The 18,100-nt window shown below is 70.3% G+C and carries 17 protein-coding genes; 8 read left to right on the plus strand and 9 right to left on the minus strand.

Annotated features, from left to right (window positions below; translation table 11 throughout):
- Nucleotides 1-3: 3 nt before the first annotated feature.
- Both ACTJLD_RS36525 and ACTJLD_RS36530 read right to left on the minus strand, forming a co-directional pair.
- The gene (locus ACTJLD_RS36525; protein WP_440661174.1) at nucleotides 4-4,095 is read right to left on the minus strand and encodes a translocation/assembly module TamB domain-containing protein; all 4,092 of its coding nucleotides are present in this window, start codon (nucleotides 4,093-4,095) and stop codon (nucleotides 4-6) included.
- A 25-nt stretch (nucleotides 4,096-4,120) separates the two neighbouring features.
- On the minus strand, nucleotides 4,121-5,935 hold the full coding sequence (locus tag ACTJLD_RS36530; protein ID WP_321846187.1) for an autotransporter assembly complex protein TamA: 1,815 nt from the start codon (nucleotides 5,933-5,935) through the stop codon (nucleotides 4,121-4,123).
- Nucleotides 5,936-6,201: 266 nt separating this feature from the next.
- On the opposite strand from ACTJLD_RS36530, the gene ACTJLD_RS36535 reads away from it, so the two are divergent.
- The 4 genes from ACTJLD_RS36535 (at nucleotide 6,202) to panD (ending at nucleotide 8,811) form a co-directional block, all read left to right on the plus strand.
- Nucleotides 6,202-6,390 carry a DUF3460 family protein gene (locus ACTJLD_RS36535; RefSeq protein WP_006478107.1) on the plus strand — a complete coding sequence of 63 codons (189 nt, stop codon included), beginning with the start codon at nucleotides 6,202-6,204 and terminating at the stop codon, nucleotides 6,388-6,390.
- 4 nt (nucleotides 6,391-6,394) lie between these two features.
- Nucleotides 6,395-7,267 (plus strand): segregation and condensation protein A, encoded by an 873-nt coding sequence (locus tag ACTJLD_RS36540; RefSeq protein ID WP_021164248.1) that lies wholly within the window; start codon nucleotides 6,395-6,397, stop codon nucleotides 7,265-7,267.
- Between the two features lie 273 nt (nucleotides 7,268-7,540).
- Entirely contained in the window at nucleotides 7,541-8,380 is an 840-nt protein-coding gene (gene panC, locus ACTJLD_RS36545; protein ID WP_027786732.1) for a pantoate--beta-alanine ligase, read from the plus strand.
- A 44-nt stretch (nucleotides 8,381-8,424) separates the two neighbouring features.
- A complete protein-coding gene (gene panD, locus ACTJLD_RS36550) occupies nucleotides 8,425-8,811 on the plus strand; it encodes an aspartate 1-decarboxylase (RefSeq protein ID WP_021164250.1) in 387 nt (128 codons plus the stop codon).
- A 144-nt stretch (nucleotides 8,812-8,955) separates the two neighbouring features.
- Here panD and ACTJLD_RS36555 read toward each other — a convergent pair whose 3' ends face one another.
- The 4 genes from ACTJLD_RS36555 to ACTJLD_RS36570 all read right to left on the minus strand — a co-directional run bounded on the left by ACTJLD_RS36555 (nucleotide 8,956) and on the right by ACTJLD_RS36570 (nucleotide 12,088).
- Nucleotides 8,956-9,624, minus strand: coding sequence for a ParA family protein (locus ACTJLD_RS36555; protein ID WP_059496656.1), 669 nt, complete (start codon nucleotides 9,622-9,624; stop codon nucleotides 8,956-8,958).
- 158 nt (nucleotides 9,625-9,782) lie between these two features.
- A complete protein-coding gene (locus tag ACTJLD_RS36560) occupies nucleotides 9,783-10,196 on the minus strand; it encodes a DoxX family protein (RefSeq protein ID WP_027786730.1) in 414 nt (137 codons plus the stop codon).
- Nucleotides 10,197-10,345: 149 nt separating this feature from the next.
- Nucleotides 10,346-10,486, minus strand: a complete 141-nt coding sequence (locus ACTJLD_RS36565; RefSeq protein WP_166741928.1) for a hypothetical protein — start codon at nucleotides 10,484-10,486, stop codon at nucleotides 10,346-10,348.
- Nucleotides 10,487-10,567: 81 nt separating this feature from the next.
- The gene (locus ACTJLD_RS36570; protein ID WP_226155272.1) at nucleotides 10,568-12,088 is read right to left on the minus strand and encodes a cobyric acid synthase; all 1,521 of its coding nucleotides are present in this window, start codon (nucleotides 12,086-12,088) and stop codon (nucleotides 10,568-10,570) included.
- A 74-nt stretch (nucleotides 12,089-12,162) separates the two neighbouring features.
- On the opposite strand from ACTJLD_RS36570, the gene cobU reads away from it, so the two are divergent.
- From cobU to ACTJLD_RS36590, 4 genes are read left to right on the plus strand one after another with little or no spacing between them, the layout of a single operon-like run.
- Entirely contained in the window at nucleotides 12,163-12,717 is a 555-nt protein-coding gene (cobU, locus tag ACTJLD_RS36575) for a bifunctional adenosylcobinamide kinase/adenosylcobinamide-phosphate guanylyltransferase (protein ID WP_027786728.1), read from the plus strand.
- Nucleotides 12,711-13,655 (plus strand): adenosylcobinamide-phosphate synthase CbiB, encoded by a 945-nt coding sequence (cbiB, locus tag ACTJLD_RS36580; protein WP_440661179.1) that lies wholly within the window; start codon nucleotides 12,711-12,713, stop codon nucleotides 13,653-13,655. The genes cobU and cbiB overlap by 7 nt, the downstream gene beginning before the upstream one ends.
- Nucleotides 13,648-14,667 (plus strand): threonine-phosphate decarboxylase CobD, encoded by a 1,020-nt coding sequence (gene cobD, locus ACTJLD_RS36585; protein ID WP_440661180.1) that lies wholly within the window; start codon nucleotides 13,648-13,650, stop codon nucleotides 14,665-14,667. Before cbiB ends, cobD begins: the two co-directional genes overlap by 8 nt.
- Nucleotides 14,664-15,581, plus strand: coding sequence for a cobalamin-binding protein (locus tag ACTJLD_RS36590; RefSeq protein ID WP_440661182.1), 918 nt, complete (start codon nucleotides 14,664-14,666; stop codon nucleotides 15,579-15,581). The genes cobD and ACTJLD_RS36590 overlap by 4 nt, the downstream gene beginning before the upstream one ends.
- 103 nt (nucleotides 15,582-15,684) lie before the next feature.
- Here ACTJLD_RS36590 and cobC read toward each other — a convergent pair whose 3' ends face one another.
- From cobC to cobT, 3 genes are read right to left on the minus strand one after another with little or no spacing between them, the layout of a single operon-like run.
- A complete protein-coding gene (gene cobC, locus ACTJLD_RS36595; protein WP_440661184.1) occupies nucleotides 15,685-16,269 on the minus strand; it encodes an alpha-ribazole phosphatase in 585 nt (194 codons plus the stop codon).
- Entirely contained in the window at nucleotides 16,254-17,030 is a 777-nt protein-coding gene (locus ACTJLD_RS36600; protein ID WP_042975792.1) for an adenosylcobinamide-GDP ribazoletransferase, read from the minus strand. The genes cobC and ACTJLD_RS36600 overlap by 16 nt, the downstream gene beginning before the upstream one ends.
- The gene (gene cobT, locus ACTJLD_RS36605) at nucleotides 17,020-18,075 is read right to left on the minus strand and encodes a nicotinate-nucleotide--dimethylbenzimidazole phosphoribosyltransferase (protein WP_027786722.1); all 1,056 of its coding nucleotides are present in this window, start codon (nucleotides 18,073-18,075) and stop codon (nucleotides 17,020-17,022) included. Before cobT ends, ACTJLD_RS36600 begins: the two co-directional genes overlap by 11 nt.
- Between the last annotated feature and the right edge of the window lie 25 nt (nucleotides 18,076-18,100).

Here is an 18,100-nt window from a genome sequence, read left to right on the forward strand (position 1 = left end):
CATTCATGGCTGCTCGGCACGCCGCGCCCGCGCCGCATCGCTGCCGAACCACCGGTCGAAACGCCGCGTGTAGTTCAGGTCGACGCCCTGGAACGTGCCGCCGTACGCGGACACGGACCAGAAGCGCGTCAGGTTGATCGTCGCCTTGAACGCGTTGCTCGCCGACTGCAGCCCCTGCTCGAAGCCGAGCACGAACCGCTCGTTGATCGCCTTCGACACCAGCACGACCTGCGGGTCGGTCAGGCCTACCTCGCTGCGGCCAACCGAGACCTCGTCGAGACCGAAGGTCTGCGCGACGCGCTTGCCGGTCACACTGCCGAGCAGCCCGAGCGCCGCCGTCATCGTGCCCTGCTGGCCGACGTTGTTGCCCTGGTCGGTGCCGTGCCCGAACAGCAGCCACGACAGCTTTTCGTTGTCCGTGACGTTCGGTTCCGACACCAGCTTGACCGTCAGCGACTGGATCGTGCCCGTGACCTGCACGCCGGCCTCGACTTCCTGGTTGCGCCGCATCGCGAGGATGTTGACGCCCGGGTTCGACACGGGGCCGTTGAACGTGAAGAAGCCGTTCTCGATCGCGAGCTTGCGGCCGAACGACGTGTACGTCGATCCTTCGGTCACGCGCACGTTGCCGACCGCGCGCAGCGGCACGCCCGGCGCGCTCATCACGGTGATCGTGCCGCGCAGCCCGAGATCCGCGCCGTGCCCCTTGAAGCGGAAGTTGTTGCCGAGGCCGATGTCGATGTTCGCGCGCGGCGCGAGCGACGGCGCCGGTTTGTCCGCGGCCGGCTTCGGCTTGGCGACGGCGGTGCCGGTCGGCGTCTCGCCGCGCACCGTGCCGTCGGGTTGCACGATCACCACGTCGTCCGACAGGTGCGGCGCCGATTCCTCGGGCAGGTCGAACAGCGCGCGATCGACGACGAACTTGCCGTCGATCGACAGCGCGCCGCGCGGCCCGTCGTTCGCGACCGTCGCCTTGCCCGACAGCGACAGCTTCCGGTCCGGCGCCGCGAACAGCTCGAGCTTGTCCGCGACGATGCTCGCGGTCAGGTCGGGCGCCTCGCCGTCGAGACGCACGCGGCCAAGTGCGCGCAGCGTGCCGTCGCCGCCGTGGAACTCGACCTGCTGGAATTCGACGAGGTTTTCCGACAGCTTGATGCGCACGATGCCGTCCTTCAGCTGCACGCCCTGGTCGACGAGCGTCGCGGACAGGTCGTCGCCCGTCAGCATCCCCGACAGGTTCGGCTTCGCCGGCGTGCCCGCGACGGTCAGCTTCAGCGCCGCGCGCCCGCCGAGCAGGTAGCTCGGCCCGAACAGGTTGCCGGTCGTCTTCAGCGCCGGGACGTCGACGTCGATACGGCCCGACAGCGGGCCGTCGTCGACCACGCCGAACATGCCGTCGCGCAGCGCGAACGGCACGGTGACGTTCGCGTCGAGCGTGCCGATCCGGTTCGCCTTCGCGAGCGCCGTCACGTTGAGCCGGTTGCCGGGCGTGAAGTTCGCGCGCGCGGACAGGTCGGTCAGCCCCAGCGACGCGATGCCGCGCCCGCTCTCGATCGTCACGTCGCCGCCGCGCCGCTTCACCTGCACATGGCCGGTCGAGTTCGCGCCGAGCGAGAAATCCCAGTCGGCGTCGAGCACGACGTCGGTTCGCACCGGCGGCCGCTGGCCCGTCAGCTCCTGGCGGACCTCGAGGAAACGCGCGACCGACACGCCGCTCACGGAGCCCGCCGAGCGCATCTGGCCGTGATCGAACACGAACGACTTCAGGTCGATCGCCGCGCCCTCGAGCGTGAGCCGCGTCGCGCCGAGCGTCACGCGGCCGGCACCGGCCGATACGGTCAGTGGCGCCTGCAGCGCGACGGCCGGCGTGCCGCGGTTCGCGAGCCGCGTCACGGTACCGTCCCAGCGCATCCCGTCGCGGCTCTCGACCACGCCGCCGTTCGCCGCGAGCGTCAAGTCGATCACGCGGCCGCCGGCCGTCCCGAGCGCCGACGCGTCGAGCGTGTGCTTCGCGCGCGTGCCGTCGAGGTTCGCGCGCAGCGATTTCAGATTCAGCGAACCGAGCGCGAGGTCGGTCGCGTCGGCCGTGAACACGAGGGCGCCGTGCGCGCCGTCGCGGATGTCCGCGCGGCCCTGCGCGGCACCGATCCGGTTCGAGCCGACGACGACGTGCTCGGCCTTGTAGATGGCCGTCACGTTCGGATGCGCGAAGCTGCCGGTCAGGTCGCCCTGCGCCTGCACGAGTCCTTCCACGCCGAAGCCGAGCCGGTCGAGCTGCGGCGCGTCGACGACGAAGCGCAGCCGGTCGCCGGGCGCCCCGAAGCTGCCACGCAGGTCGACATGATTACCGGCAATCGACAGGTTCGCGTTGCTCGGCAGGATCCGCGAGCCGGCGAGCTGCACGACGCCGGCGCCGGTCAGCGGCACGCCGTCGTACAGGCTGTCGCCGAGCTTGAAGGTCGCCTTCGTCGACACCTGCGGCGCGAATGCGCCCGACGCCGTCAGCGTGCCCGACACGCGCGTCTCGCCGCGCCTGGGCGGCGCCTTCACAACCTTGACAGGCGCCTTGCCGCTGCCGGCCTTCGGCGCGCTCTGCGCGGCGAGCAGCAGCGGATCGAATCCGGTCAGCGTCGCCTTCGCGTCGTAGCTCGAATGCGCATCGTGGCGGAACACGCCCGTCAGGTCGATGCGGCCCTTGCCCGCCGTCACGCGCGCGTCGGTCAGCACGGTCTGCTGCGGCGTCAGCGCAACCTTCGCGCGTGCGCCGAGCGCGAGCTTCGGATCGTTCAGGTTGAAGTCGACGGTCGTCACGCCGCCCGCGAGCGTCACGCCGAGCGGGCCGCCCAAGCGCATCGGCCGCAGCTCGGCGACGAAGGCGTTCAGGTCGAGGTTCGCGACCTTCAGGTCGAAGCGGCCCTTGCCGCCCGTCAGCGTGCCGTTGCCCGTCACGCTGCCGTCGCGGATCAGCTTCAGCGCGAGCGCGTCGATCCGCTGCGCGTGCGCGTCGAGATGCACGTTCGCGTGCGCGTCGATCACCGGCAACAGGTGGTCGCCGAGCGTGCCGGGCTTCGCGTTGACGATCGACACCGGGCCCGTCACCGCGAACCCCTTTGCGGGCGCCGAGCCGGCCGGCGCGGTCACGGGTGCGAGTTCCGCGCGCACCGCGAGATCGGCGGCCGGCGCGCCGGGCGCGAGCGCCTGCGGGTTCACGTGATCGAACGCGAGCGACGCGCGCGTGAGCGGCACCGCGCCGAACGGCGCGGCCTCGACGTGCGCGCGCCCGTTCAGCTTCATCCCGCTCGCGTCGACTTCCGCGACGAGCGCCTCGAGCGAGCCCGACACGCGAGCGCGCGCATCGACCGGCTCGTCGGACAGCTTGCCTGAGTAAGTGGCCTCCCCCGTCAGCGCGAACGGCTTCACGCCGTCGAGTTTCGCGCGCGCGGTCAGCGCACCGTACGGCGTATCGACGCCGTCGAGCACGAGTTCATGGTGACGACCGTCGCTGCGGCCGTTCAGCGCGAGATGGTCGAACTGCGTCGTCGAGCCGCCGTCGTGGATCGCGAGGTGATCGACGCGCAGGTCGTCGATCCGCAACTGCAGCGGCAGGCTCAGGTCCTGCGGCGTCGTACTCGGCGTCGACGGCCCCGGCGGGATCCGCACGTCGATCGTGCCGGCCCGAAGATACGCGATGGACAGACGCCACGGCGCGCGGGTCAATGCCCAGCGGCCGTCGAGCCGGTCGATGCGGATTTCGGTACCGGTGCCGTCGGGGCTCGTCCAGGCGAACCCGCGCAACCGCACGCCGGTCGCGAGCGAGCCGCCGTCGAGCGTGCCCGCGAGCCGCGTGCCGAGCACGCGCTCCGCCACCTGCCACGCGAGCCGCGTGCCGTGCTCGGTCGTCACCGCGGCCAGCACGAGCCCGACGGCCAGCACGACGAGCAGCACGACCGTCGCGAGCGTCCATGCGACGAACCGCCCGATGCGCGCGACGGGCCCGCGGCGCGGCGCGCGCGGCGGCGCGTCGGGCGCGCCGCCGGGCGTGTCCGGATCGCCAGGCGGCGGCGTGTCGTTCGTATCGTTCGGGTCCTTCGTCATGCGGTTCGTCGATGAAGCGGTACGTTCAGAAAGCGATGCCGAGCGTCAGGTACGGGCGCACGCTATGGTTGCGCAACCCGTACGCGACGTCGACGTTGATCGGGCCGACGGGGCTGCGCCAGCGCGCGCCGACGCCGACGCCCGGGTAGAACACGCGTTCGCCCCACGCATCGGTGGCCGTGCCGATGTCGAAGAACGTCGCGGCGCCCCAGTCGCGGTTGAACCAGTGCTGGTATTCGGCGGTGCCCGTCATCAGGTACTTGGTCGGCAGGACGGAACCGTCGACGCTGTTGCCGATGCTCTGGTAACCGTAGCCGCGCACCGAATTCGAGCCGCCCGCGCGGAACAGCAGCGATGCCGGCACGCCGGTCGAGCTGCCGCTCGTGAACACGCCGCCGAGCTCCGCGCGGAACACGAACAGGTCGCGCTTGCCGACCGGCAGGTACTGCTGGCCGCGCGCGTAGCCGCGGATGAAGGTCTGGTCGGTCAGCACGCCCTTGACCGCGAAGCCGGCCTCCGCGTGGATCAGGTTGCCCGAACGCGGGAACAGCGGATCGTCGACGTTGCGGCGCGTCCATGCCCATTGCGGCACGAGCGCGCGGCTCGTGGTCGGCCCCGCGCTGTTCTGGTCGAGCCGGTCCTGGTAGTACATCAGCGAATACGAATAGTCGATGAACTGGCCCGTGCGCGTGCGCTGCACGCCGACCCGCGCGCTGTAGATGCGCGTATCCGACACGTTGGTGTTCGTGTACGACGCGAGCACGCTGTTGGTCCACCCCTTCTCGCCCGGCGGCATCGACAGCTGGACCTGCCCGTATTGCTGGATCTGGTCGAGCCGGCCCGACACGGTCAGCGGCCACGCGGCGCCGAACGTGTCGAGATACGTGTAGGAGCCCTGCACATGCGGCCCGGTGTCGGTCGCGAAGCCGACGCCGCCGCGGATGTTGTTGTACGGGAACTCGCTGACCTTCACGTGCACGGGCGTGCGCTCGGGCTTCGCCGTATCGTCGCCGACGTCGATCGCGACGCTCGCGTAGTACGGCGTGTTCTGCAACTGCCGCTGCAATTCGGTGATCCGCTGCACGTCGTAGATCTCGCCTTCCGACAGCGGATTGACGTTCGTGACGATCTTCTCCGGATAGCGCCGCACACCGTCGACGTCGACCTTGCCGATCGTGAACGTCGGACCGCTGTCGAACGTGACCGCGAGCGTCGCGCGTTGCGTGCGCGGGTCGATGCGCGCCTCCGACGACGCGATCTTCGCGCCGAGATAACGACGCGACTGCAGTTGCCTGAGCGCCGCGCCCTTCGCGCCGTCCCAGTCGGACTGCGTGAACGGGTCGCCCGGCTTCAGCGAAAACGCGAAACGGGTCGCGGCTTCCTGCTTCGGGTCCTCGGTGTCGACGGGCCCCTTGAAGGTCAGGTCGACGCTCGACACGAGGGTCTGCTTGCCCGGATCGACCGCGATGCGCACGTCGCGCTTGCCGTCGCGCGTGCGCACGTCGGTGCGCACGACCGGCGAGAAATACCCGGCCGTCGCGGTCAGGTCGCGCACCTGCTGCGGCGTGGCCGTCACGAGGAAGTCGAACTGGTCGTCGCTGATGTCGTCGCGCTTCGCGAAGCGCGCGATGTCGAGGTGCGTCTTGAGCAGCTTGCGAACCGAGCGCGGCGCGTCGATGTCGACGTCGTACTTCGCGTGGGCCGGCAGCGCGAAGCACGCGGCCAGGCAACCCGCGAGGGTCGCCCGTGCGGCACGGGCCGCGGCGCCGGCGCGATTGCGTTCCACGCGCGGGCCCGCGTCATGTGCCGGATGTGCTTGCTGGTTCGACTGCCCCGCCAAATATGACCTCGCCCTCGGTTGTCACGGTTTTGTGGAAAACCCTGTATTTGACCACAGCGTGCCGGCGCCAAAGCTTAATGTTTGTAAACCGCCGCGCGAGCGCGCGTGGCCGCGGCGTCATGCCCGGCGGTGCGCTTGCGGCCACCGGCTGCGCGCCAACCCGCGGATTCGACGCGCGATTGCCGCCGGCCGTTCCCGCGATGCGGTAAAATCCCGCCATCGTGAATCCGGCGCATCGTGCGCCGCCCGAAACGGAAAATCCAGCCATGCCGTACCAGTCCGATGTCACGCAGTTCCTGAACCAGCTCAAGCAACAGAAGCCGACGCTCGAGGAAGAGCAGCGCAAGGGCCGTTCCCTGCTGTGGGACAAGCAGCCGATCGACCTCGAAGAGCGCGCCGAGCAGCAGGAATCGCGCGTGAAGCAAACGTCGTACGTCTACTACCAGAACTTCTGACGACGTGAGCGCCGCCGACGAGGCCAGCGCCGCCCGCCAGGACGACGCGATCGCTGCGCCCGCGGGCGCCGATTCGACGCCCGACACGGTCGACGGTGTCGCGGCATTCGCTCGCCTGTACGGCGAGCCGCTGTTCAAGCTGCCGCAGGATCTCTACATCCCGCCCGATGCGCTCGAGGTGTTCCTCGAGACCTTCGAAGGCCCGCTCGACCTGCTGCTCTACCTGATCCGCAAGCAGAACTTCAACGTGCTCGACATCCCGATGGCGCAGGTCACCGCGCAATATCTGGGCTACGTCGACCAGATCCGCACGTCGAACCTCGAGCTCGCGGCCGAGTACCTGCTGATGGCCGCGATGCTGATCGAGATCAAGTCGCGGATGCTGCTGCCGGTCAAGAAGGCCGACACCGGCGAGGAAGCCGAGGATCCGCGCGCCGAACTCGTGCGCCGCCTGCTCGAATACGAGCAGATGAAGCTCGCCGCGCAGCGGCTCGACCAGTTGCCGCAGCTCGGCCGCGACTTCCTGCGCGCCGAGGTCTACATCGAGCAGAGCGTCACGCCGCGCTTCCCCGACGTGAATTCGGACGACCTGCGCGCCGCATGGGCCGACGTGCTCAAGCGCGCGAAGCTCGTCCAGCACCACAAGATCTCCCGCGAGGAGTTGTCGGTGCGGGAGCACATGAGCCTGATCCTGCGCCGGCTGCAGAACGCGCGCTTCATGGAATTCGCCGAGCTGTTCGACACGTCGCGCGGCGTGCCGGTCGTCGTCGTGAATTTCATCGCGATGCTCGAACTCGCGCGCGAATCGCTCCTCGAGATCACGCAGGCCGAGCCGTTCGCGCCGATCTACGTGCGTCTCGCGTACCTGCCCGCGTAACCGGCCTGGCGCCCGCGTCCGCCCTTCCCACCCCCCGATTCATTCCGGCACACATGCCGCCTCGCCGCAGCCCGACGCGACTGCGCGGGCCGTTGCCGGCACGCCCGGTTAAAAAGTGAACGACCGTACTTTTTTCGATGCGTTTGGCGGCCAAATCCTCTACAATCCGCCGACGCCCGATGCGCCGCCCGCGCGCCGGCGTTCTCCGCTTCGACCCCGACGCCGCTGCTGCGGCGCCAACGCGCGCATGCGCGAGGAAACCGCTACCCGATCATGAAAGTCATCAGCTCGATCCAGGAACTGCGCGACCAGTTGCGTGGACAGAACCGCACGGCGTTCGTGCCGACGATGGGCAACCTGCACGAAGGGCACCTGTCGCTGATGCGCCTCGCGCGCCAGCACGGCGACCCGGTCGTGGCGAGCATCTTCGTCAACCGGTTGCAATTCGGCCCGAACGAGGATTTCGACAAGTATCCGCGCACGCTCCAGGACGATATCGAGAAGCTGCAGCAGGAAAACGTCTACGTGCTGTTCGCGCCGACCGAGCGCGACATGTACCCGGAACCGCAGGAATACCGCGTGCTGCCGCCGGACGACCTCGGCGGCATTCTCGAGGGTGAATTCCGGCCCGGCTTCTTCGCCGGCGTGTGCACGGTCGTCACGAAGCTGATGTCCTGCGTGCAGCCGCGCGTCGCCGTGTTCGGCAAGAAGGATTACCAGCAGCTGATGATCGTGCGCCGGATGTGCCAGCAACTCGCGCTGCCGGTCGAGATCATCGCGGCCGAAACCGTGCGCGACGAGGACGGCCTCGCGCTGTCGTCGCGCAACCGCTACCTGACGACCGACGAGCGCAAGGAAGCGCCCGAACTCGCGAAAACGCTGCAGCGCGTGCGCGACAGCGTGCTCGGCGGCGAACGCGACCTCGGCAAGCTCGAGCATCACGCGCGCACGCACCTGGCCGAGCGCGGCTGGGCGCCCGACTACATCGCGATCCGCCGCCGCGCGAACCTGATCGCACCGAGCGCCGCCGAACTCGAAGCCGGCGAGCCGCTCGTCGTGCTCGCGGCCGCGAAGCTCGGCGCGACGCGCCTGATCGACAACCTGGAAATCTGACGGGCCGCCCGCCCGCGCCTCTCACGACGCATCACGGAGACACCATGCAGCGCCACATGCTCAAATCGAAGATCCATCGCGCGGCCGTCACGCACTGCGAGCTGCACTACGAAGGCTCGTGCGCGATCGACGAAGACCTGCTCGAAGCGGCCGGCCTCATCGAAAACGAACGGATCGACATCTGGAACATCAACAACGGCGAGCGTTTCTCGACGTACGCGATCAAGGGCGAGCGCGGCAGCGGGATGATCTCGCTGAACGGCTCGGCCGCGCGTCGCGCGCAGCTCGGCGACCTCGTGATCATCGCGGCATTCGCGATGGTCGACGAAGCCGAGATTCAGGCCGGCTGGAAGCCGAAGCTCGTGTTCATCGACGACGGCAACAAGATCAAGGGCCACCGCGATCACGTGCCGACGCAGAACTGGACCTGACCTGACTGACCGGCACGCCCGCGTGCCGCTGCGCGCGGGAGCGGCTGTGCCGCTTGCGGTTGAAGGGTCGAAGGGCCGGATGCCGTGTGCCACGGGATCCGGCCCTTTCTCATTTCATCGCGTCCCCGCCCGGCGGCCGCGCGATCAGGACGCCTTGGCGGCCCTCTCCGTCTTCTCGGCCTTCGGCGCGCGGCGTTCGGCCCATTCGACGATCGGCCGCCACTGTTCGAGATCCTTCTCGACCCGGCTCTTCGCGACGTCCCACAGCGTGAGGCCGTGCGCGGCGATCTGCACGTAGTTCTGCGTGTCGCGCACGTAGCCGAGCACCGGCAGGCCGAGCCCTTCGACGAACCGGTGAAGCTGGTCCGACGAGCGCGTGCGCGCATCGACCCGCATCCCGACGATCCCGACCTCGACGCTGCCCTTGCGCACGGCCTTCTCTCCGGCGAGGCGCTCCAGAAACTGCTGCGTGGCCAGAATATCGAACATCGACGGCTGCAGCGGCACGATCACCTTGTCGGCCAGTTGCAGCGCGACGTTGAGCCGGTTGCCGTGCAGCCCGGCCGGCGTATCGATCACCGCATATTCGAGGCCGCGCGGCGGCTTCGTCGGCGCGTCCGGATCGAGTTCCCATGCCTCGATTGCCGGCAGTCCGGCCGGCCGCAGGTCGAGCCAAGCATGCGCGGACTGCTGCCGGTCCAGGTCGGCAAGCGCGACCCACGCGCCCTGCGCCGCGAAATAGCCGGCAAGATTGGTGGACAGCGTGCTCTTCCCCACGCCGCCCTTCGGATTCGCCACCACGATCACCGTCATGAATTCCCCCGAAAAAGCCGCGCGGCCCCTGCCGCGAGGCAGGCGCCGCTCGATTGCGGATACAGGGAGCGATGATATCGGCAAACGGGGTGTCACCGGAACGGGTTGCGCCGCGCCGTGTACGCCGACTTACCCCGCCGACTTACCCACTTACCCCATTACGCACGCTGAACCGCGGCTTCCCGTGCGCCGAGCGCGAACGCGCCGCCGCCCAGCAGCGCCTGCACGGCGAGCGTGACGGCCCAGAACGCCGGGTATTCCCAGCCGCCGTTCGGCGACGCGAAGCTCCAGCCGTTCGGCAAATGCGCGGCGGTCGCGCCGAGCATGAACGGCAGCAGCACCAGCGCGGCGACGCGCACGCGGAAGCCCGCGAGCAGCGCCAGGCCGCCCGCCAGTTCGACGAACGTCGTCAGGTACGCGAGCCAGCCCGGCAGGCCGATCGACGCGAAGAACTGCGCGGTGCCGGGCAGCGTGAAGACGAACACCTTCTGCGCGACGTGCGCGAGGTACAGCACGCCGAGCGCGACGCGCAGCAGGGTCGCGGCGAAATCGTTGAGGCGATTGGGGTTCATGGCGAATTCCTTCGTGAGTGGTGTGAATGGATCGCACTCTATTCGAATCGATTCAACCGATAAACGCGCCAATTCGCTTTAACTGATTCTCATATGGAATCAATCGGGACATAAAAAGGGGCATGACCGATCATGCCCCGCGACCTGCTTCAGTAACCGCTCTTGCCTTGTGTGGCGTCGCCGGAACCGGACTGGCCGCCGCCCGGTGCGTACGAATCGCACGCGTGCGCAACCGCCGACACGCCCAGCAGCGCCGCGAGCAGCACGCTCCACCACCATCGAGCCTTCATCGTCGCACTCCTCCAGGCGGACATCCGCCCTCCTGTGTTGTATGCGATCCGGCGGAAAAAGCGAGCACGGCCCGGCCCGCGTCAACGAAACTCGGCGTACAGCGCGTCGAGATCGAGATGGTCGGCGAACGAGTCGGCCAGCCGCTCGAGCGATGCCTCGCGCAACGCCGGATAGTCGATGCGCGCCGCGCCGTCGAGCCCGGCCCACGCGAGCAGCGCCGCGCATGCGTCGGGCGAGTCGAACAGCCCGTGCACGTAGGTCGCGAGGATCTGGCCATCGGCGGACACCGCGCCGTCCGGGCGTGTGACGTCGGAGGCGTCGGAGGCATCGGGTGCGGCGTCGGCGGCCAGCGTCAGCGCGGGCGACGCGAGCGCGGGCCCGTGCGTGTCGCCCATGTGGATCTCGTAGCCGCGCACGGCCGCCCCGCCCGGCAGCGCGAGATGCCCGGTCACGTTCTTCAGCGTCTTGTCGCGCTGCAGGGTCGTGTCGAAATCGAGCAGCCCGAGCCCCGGCACGCTGCCGGGCGCCCCTTCGAGGCCGAGCGGATCGTCGAGCGTGCGGCCAAGCATCTGCATCCCGCCGCAGATGCCGATCACCTTGCCGCCGTAGCGCAGATGGCGACGGATCAGCGTGTCCCAGCCCGCGTCGCGCAGCCATGCGAGATCGCGCTGCACGCTCTTCGAACCGGGCAGGATCAGGAGGTCGGCATCCGGGACGGGGCCGCTCTTCCAGTACGTGAATTCGACCTGCGGATGCGCGCGCAGCGGGTCGAAATCGGTGTGGTTGCTGATGCGCGGCAGCGCCGGCACGACGACGCGCAGCAGGCCGGCATCGCCGCGTGCGGCGGCGCTGCGCGCCTGTGCGGGCAGCATGTCCTCGGCGTCGAGCAGCAGGCCGTGCAGGTACGGCAGCACGCCGAACACGGGCTTGCCCGTCTGCGCACGCAGCCAGTCGAGCCCCGGTTCGAGCAGCTTGACGTCGCCGCGGAAGCGGTTGATCACGAAGCCGCGCACGCGTGCGCGCTCGCTGTCCGACAGGCACGCGAGCGTGCCGACCAGGTGCGCGAACACGCCGCCGCGGTCGATGTCGGCGACGAGCACGACCGGGCAGTCGACGCGTTCGGCAAACCCCATGTTCGCGATGTCGCCTTCGCGCAGGTTGATCTCGGCCGGGCTCCCCGCGCCCTCGACGATCACCGTGTCGTAGCCGGCGCGCAGGCGCGCGTACGACTCGAGCACCGCTTCGAACGCGACCGGCTTGTAGCCGTGATACGCGCGTGCATCGAGGTTCATGCGCGCCTTGCCGTGAATGATCACCTGCGCGCCGCGGTCGCTCGTCGGCTTCAGCAGCACGGGGTTGAAATCCGTATGCGGCGCAACGCCCGCGGCCAGCGCCTGCAGTGCCTGCGCGCGGCCGATTTCGCCGCCGTCGGCCGTGACCGCGCTGTTGAGCGCCATGTTCTGCGGCTTGAACGGCGCAACGCGCGCGCCGCCGCGGCGCGCCAGCCGGCACAGGCCCGCGACCAGCGTGCTCTTGCCCGCGTCGGACGTCGTGCCCTGGATCATCAGCGTGCCGCGCGGCCGCGGCTCGGGTGCATTCATCGTGTAAAGGTCGTCGCGAAGCAAAGGCCGCATTATCCCCCGCGCCGGTGTGCCCGCGCCGTTACAATCACGCGATGATTCCGCACGACCTCACCTTCGTCCTCGGCGGCGCACGCTCGGGCAAGAGCGCGCACGCCGAGCGCCTCGCCGCCGACAGCGGCCGCCCCGTCACCTACATCGCCACCGCCACCGCCGCCGATGCCGAATTCGCGCAGCGCATCGCGCACCATCGCGCGCGCCGGCCGGCCGCCTGGGGCTTCGCCGACGCACCCGTCGACCTCGCCGGCACGCTCGCGCGGCTCGACGATCCGCACGCGTGCCTGCTCGTCGACTGCCTGACGCTGTGGCTCACGAACCTGCTGTGCCCGGCCGACGGCGAACCGCTCGACGATGCGCAGTACGCGGCGCAGGTCGACCGGCTCGAGCACGCGTTGCGCGGCGCGCGCGCGAAGGTGATCGTCGTCAGCAACGAGATCGGGCTCGGCGTCGTGCCGCTCGGGTCGGTCACGCGCCGCTACGTCGACGAACTCGGGCGCCTGAACCAGCGTGTCGCCGCGCTCGCGACGCGCGTGACACTGCTCGTCGCCGGGCTGCCGCTCGACCTCAAGACGGGAGCGCCGTCATGCTGATGCTGTCGCTGCCCGTAGTCGCAATGTTCGCGGTCGCGGCCGCGATCATCGACCGCGCGATCGGCGAACCGGCCGGCTGGCATCCGCTCGTCGCGTTCGGCCGCCTCGCCGCGCGCATCGAAGGCGCGCTGAACACGGGCCGGCGCGGCCGCGTGATCGGCGTCGCCGCATGGATCGCGGCGGTCGTGCCGCCGGTCGCCGTCGCGGCATGGCTCGCGGCCGTGCTGCCATGGCCGCTCGCGGCCGCACTGCACATCGCCCTGCTGTGGTTCGCACTCGGCGCGAAAAGCCTCGCCGACCACGTCGCGCCGATCGCCGCGGCGCTGCTGCGGCGCGACCTCGGCGCCGCCCGCACGCTCACCGCGCGCATCGTGTCGCGCGACACGAGCGACGCGGACGAATGCGCGCTGTCGCGTGCGGCCGTCGAATCCGCGCTCGAGAACGGCAACGACGCGATCTTCGGCGCGCTGTTCTGGTTCGTCGTCGCAGGCGGCCCCGGCGCGCTGCTGTTCCGGCTCGCGAACACGCTCGACGCGATGTGGGGCTACCGCACGCCGCGCTTCCTGACCTTCGGCTGGGCCGCCGCGCGCCTCGACGACGCGCTCAACTGGATTCCCGCGCGCCTGACGGCCGCGAGCTACGCGCTGCTCGGCGACACGGCCGCCGCATGGCGCTGCTGGCGCACGCAGGCACGCCACTGGGACAGCCCGAACGCGGGCCCGGTGATGGCCGCCGGCGCCGGCAGCCTGAACGTGCAGCTGGGCGGCCCGGCCGTCTATCACGGCGAGATCGAGGATCGTCCCGCGCTCGGCACCGGCGCGACGGCGAGCGCCGTCCATATCGTCGCCGCGTTGTCGCTCGTCACGCGCACGCTTGCCCTGTGGCTCGCGCTGCTGGTCGCGAGCGGCGCACTCGTCATGGCCACCCATCATGTCTGACACCCGCATCACGCACGGCGGCAACCTGCACGAAGCCGCACGCCGCCACGGCATTCCGTACGACACGTGGCTCGACCTGTCGACCGGCATCAATCCGGTCGGCTATCCGGTGCCGCCCGTCCCGGCCGACGCGTGGCGCCGGCTGCCCGACGACGGCGACGGCCTCGCGGCCTGCGCCGCGCAGTACTACCACGCGCCCGATCCCGCGCATGTGCTGCCGGTGGCCGGCAGCCAGGCTGCGATCCGCGCATTGCCCGCGCTGCTGCCGGCCGGCGACGCCGGCGTCGCGACGCTCGCGTACGGCGAATACGCACCCGCTTTCGCGCGACACGGCCATCGCGTCGTCGCGCTCGACGTCGGCACCGATACGCTGCCTGCGACGCTGCGCCACGTCATCGTCGGGAATCCGAATAATCCGACCGCCGAATTCGTGCCGGCCGAACGCCTGCTCGGCTGGCATGCGCAACTGGCGGCGCGCGGCGGCACGCTGATCGTCGACGAGGCGTTCGCCGATACGGGTGCAACGCAGTCGCTCGCGCCGCAGGTCGATCGCCCGGGGCTCGTCGTGCTGCGTTCGGTCGGCAAGTTCTTCGGGCTCGCCGGCATCCGCGCAGGCTTCGTGCTCGCGTGCCCCGGCCAGATCGTCGCGCTGCGCGACATGCTCGGCGCCTGGACGGTCGGCGGCCCCGCACGCCATGCGGTCGCCGCGGCGTTCGCCGATCGCGCATGGCAGGCCGCCGCCCGCGAGCGGCTCGCGGCCGACGGCGAGCGGCTGGCCGCACTGCTGCGCGCGCACGGCTTCGCGGCCCGCACGACGCCGCTCTTCAGCTGGACCGACGACCCGCGGGCAGCGGCACTGCATGCGGCACTCGCGGCACGCGGAATCTGGACGCGGTACTTCCCGACTCCGTCGAGCGTACGCGTCGGCCTGCCGGGCAGCGAAGCCGAATGGCAGCGCCTCGGCGACGCACTCGCGCACTGCGTGCCGCTGCTGCAACGGGAATCCGCATGATTCCGCGCCTGTTGCACCGGCTGACACCGGTCGCGATGCTGACCGCACTCGCTCACGCACCGCTCGTCCACGCCGACGTCACGACGCGCGACGACGCCGGCAACACCGTCACGCTGCCGGCACCCGCGCAGCGCGTGATCAGCCTCGCGCCGCACGCGACCGAGCTCGTCTACGCGGCCGGCGGCGGCGCGAAGCTCGTCGGCACGGTCACGTACAGCGACTATCCGCCCGCCGCGCGGGCGATACCGCGCGTCGGCGACAACAAGGCGCTCGACCTCGAGCGGATCGCCGCGCTGAAGCCCGACCTGATCGTCGTCTGGCGGCACGGCAACGCCGAGCGGCAGACCGACGCGCTGCGCGCATTGCATATCCCGCTGTTCTTCAGCGAACCGAAGCACCTCGACGACGTATCGTCGTCGCTGCGCCGGCTCGGCACGCTGCTCGGCACGCAACCGGCTGCCGATGCGGCCGCGGCCGCCTATACGCGCGACATCGCGGCGCTGCGCGCACGTTATGCGGCGCGGGCGCCCGTCACGATGTTCTTCCAGGTCTGGGACCGGCCGCTGATGACGCTCAATGGCGCACACCTGATCAACGACGTGATCGAGCTGTGCGGCGGCCGCAACGTGTTCGCCTCGCTCAGGCCGCTCGTGCCGACCGTCACCGACGAGGCCGTGCTCGCGGCCAATCCGGAGGCGATCGTCACGACGAGCGCGGGTGCGTCGCGTACGGACGAACCGTTGCCGAGCCTCGCGCGCTGGCGCACGTGGCCCGCACTGACGGCGGTGGCGCGCAACAACCTGTTCGCGATCGACGGCGATCTGCTGACGCGGCCGTCGCCGCGGATCGCGCAGGGCGCGGCCGCGCTGTGCGAGGATCTCGAAGCCGCCCGTGGGCGGCGGCCGGTGCGCTGAGTTCCGGCGGCTTGAGCCCCCGTCGCGCATCAGAACCCGATGCATCGGTGTTTGAGACAGATCGACCGCGCGCCGCGTCGTTCAGATGCGGACGCCGGTGCGCCTATTCGTCCCAGTGCACCACTTCCCACGTTCCCGCGGCGGCATCCGCGCGCAGCCAGACGACACCACCGGTCGGCACCGGCCGCGACAACAGCGTATCGAGCGGCACGCACAGTACATGCGCCGCGAACACGCGGATCACGCCCGCATGCGTGACCGCCCATTGCGGCCGGTCGAACTGCGCGACGGCATCGGCCTGCCGGGCGACCCGGGCAGCGAATCGCGCGACGCTTTCGCCGCCATGCGCGCACGCATGCATCAGGTCGGCCGCCCACGCATCGAGTGCCGCGCGATCGATATCGTCCCAGCGCCGCATTTCCCACGCGCCGAAATCCATTTCCTGCCAGTCCGCCTCGCGTTGCAGCGGCACGCCGCATGCCTGCGCGAGCCGCTCGGCAACGGACGCGCAGCGCGTCAGCGGGCTCGTCCAGACCTGTTCGGGAAGCGGCGCGCCAAGTACCGACAGATGCGCGCGCACGGCCTGCGCGCCGGCGTCGGCCGGCGCGGCGAGCGGCACGTCGCTGCGTCCGTAGCAGATGCCCGGCTCGACACCGACGACCGGATGACGGATCAGGACGACGTCCATCCGAGCACCACGAGATAGATCGCCAGTTCGCACAGTTGTTGCGTGAAGCCGAGACAGTCGCCGGTATAACCGCCGATCCGCTTCACGAAATAGCGGGCTGCCCACGCGCGCACGAGCACGAGCGCCACGCAGGCGGCGACGCCCATGCGCCAGTCGGGCCAGAACAGCCACGGCAATCCGAACAGCGCGGCGACACACGCCGCGCGCGCCCCCATCCGTTGCGCGACCGGTTTCGCCTTGCCTTCGGGCCGCACGTAGTCGAGCGTCATCAGCAGGCTCACGGCTGCCGCGCGGCTCGCCGCGTGCGCGGCGATCATCGTCCATGCGGCACGCAACGGCAGCATCGACGCAAGCGCCTGCCATTTCACGCCGAGCGCGATCACGAGCGCGACCGCACCGAACGTGCCGATCCGCGAGTCGTGCATGATGCGCAGCACGTCGTCGCGCGTATAGCCGCCGCCGAACGCATCGCAACTGTCGGCGAGGCCGTCCTCGTGGAAGGCCCCCGTTGCGAGCAGCGTGGCGGCCATCGACAGCCCGACCGCGATCGACACGGGCAGCGCGCGCAGCGCGACCAGATACACGAGCGCGCCCCACGCGCCGACGCATGCGCCGACGAGCGGGAAATATCGCGCGGCCTGGTCGAGATCGCCGGCCGCGTAGCCGATCGCGCGCGGCACGGGCACGCGCGTGAAGTAGCCGAGCGCGACGAAGAAGTAGCGCAGTTCGGCCCGCACGCCGCGCGCGCGATCAGGCGTCACGATCGTCGACACCGGCGGATTCGAAGCTCGCCATTTCCGTGAGGAACGCAGCGGCCGCACGCACGAGCGGCAGCGCGAGCGCCGCGCCCGTGCCTTCGCCGAGCCGCAGGTCGAGCGCGAGCAGCGGTTTCGCGCCGAAATGCTCGAGCATGCGCCGGTGCCCGGCCTCGTGCGACGTATGCGAGAACACGCAGTAGTCGCGCACGCCGGGCGCGATGCGCTCGGCGACGAGCAATGCGGCCGTCGCGATGAAGCCGTCGACGAGGATCGTCATCCGTTCGCTCGCGGCCGCGAGATACGCGCCCGTCATCATCGCGATCTCGAAGCCGCCGAACGTCGCGAGCACGTCGAGCGGCGCAATCGCGTGCGAGTGCTTGACGAGCGCACGGCCGAGCACCGCGCGCTTGTGCGCGAGGCCCTGGTCGTCGAGGCCCGTGCCGCGCCCGACGCACGCATCGATCGGCACGCCGAGCAGGCGGCTCATCAGGCACGCGGCCGACGACGTGTTCGCGATCCCCATCTCGCCGAAGCCGATCACGTTCGTGCCGAGCGACGCGTGCAGGCGCACACGCGCCGCGCCGGCCGCGAGCGCCGTCATCGCCTCGTCGCGCGTCATCGCAGGTTCCGTCGCGAAGTTGCGCGTGCCGCGCGCGACCGGCAGCGACACCAGGCGATCGGACAGCGGCAGCGGCGACGCGACGCCCGCATCGACGATCTCGAGCGTGCTCTGCGAGACGCCCGAGAACGCGTTGATTGCCGCGCCGCCGGCGAGGAAGTTCGCGACCATCTGCGCGGTCACCGCTTGCGGATAGGGGCTCACGCCTTCAGCGGCAATCCCGTGATCGCCGGCGAACACGATCATCACGGGACGCTGCACGACCGGCCGCTCGGTGTGCTGGATCAGGCCGACCTGCAGCGCGACTGCCTCGAGCTGGCCGAGGCTGCCGGGCGGCTTGGTCTTGTGGTCGATCACATGCTGCAGGCGCTTGCGCAGCGCATCGTCGAGCGGTGCGATCGCGGGCGGAAAGTGGGTCGGGGTCGTCATCGGGAAGCCGTGTCGTGGGCGCGGC

The sequence above is a fragment of the Burkholderia sp. 22088 genome (genome assembly GCF_052045915.1).
GTDB classification, from domain to species: domain Bacteria; phylum Pseudomonadota; class Gammaproteobacteria; order Burkholderiales; family Burkholderiaceae; genus Burkholderia; species Burkholderia cepacia.

Bases quoted from the DNA above. Each gene is read 5' to 3' on its own strand.
- ACTJLD_RS36525 (WP_440661174.1), bottom strand. From the start codon at position 4,095: ATGACGAAGGACCCGAACGATACGAACGACACGCCGCCGCCTGGCGAT.
- panD (WP_021164250.1), top strand. From the start codon at position 8,425: ATGCAGCGCCACATGCTCAAATCGAAGATCCATCGCGCGGCCGTCACG.
- ACTJLD_RS36570 (WP_226155272.1), bottom strand. From the start codon at position 12,088: ATGAATGCACCCGAGCCGCGGCCGCGCGGCACGCTGATGATCCAGGGC.
- cobD (WP_440661180.1), top strand. From the start codon at position 13,648: ATGTCTGACACCCGCATCACGCACGGCGGCAACCTGCACGAAGCCGCA.
- cbiB (WP_440661179.1), top strand. From the start codon at position 12,711: ATGCTGATGCTGTCGCTGCCCGTAGTCGCAATGTTCGCGGTCGCGGCC.
- cobT (WP_027786722.1), bottom strand. From the start codon at position 18,075: ATGACGACCCCGACCCACTTTCCGCCCGCGATCGCACCGCTCGACGAT.
- panC (WP_027786732.1), top strand. From the start codon at position 7,541: ATGAAAGTCATCAGCTCGATCCAGGAACTGCGCGACCAGTTGCGTGGA.
- ACTJLD_RS36535 (WP_006478107.1), top strand. From the start codon at position 6,202: ATGCCGTACCAGTCCGATGTCACGCAGTTCCTGAACCAGCTCAAGCAA.
- ACTJLD_RS36560 (WP_027786730.1), bottom strand. From the start codon at position 10,196: ATGAACCCCAATCGCCTCAACGATTTCGCCGCGACCCTGCTGCGCGTC.
- ACTJLD_RS36590 (WP_440661182.1), top strand. From the start codon at position 14,664: ATGATTCCGCGCCTGTTGCACCGGCTGACACCGGTCGCGATGCTGACC.
- ACTJLD_RS36565 (WP_166741928.1), bottom strand. From the start codon at position 10,486: ATGAAGGCTCGATGGTGGTGGAGCGTGCTGCTCGCGGCGCTGCTGGGC.
- cobU (WP_027786728.1), top strand. From the start codon at position 12,163: ATGATTCCGCACGACCTCACCTTCGTCCTCGGCGGCGCACGCTCGGGC.
- ACTJLD_RS36555 (WP_059496656.1), bottom strand. From the start codon at position 9,624: ATGACGGTGATCGTGGTGGCGAATCCGAAGGGCGGCGTGGGGAAGAGC.
- cobC (WP_440661184.1), bottom strand. From the start codon at position 16,269: ATGGACGTCGTCCTGATCCGTCATCCGGTCGTCGGTGTCGAGCCGGGC.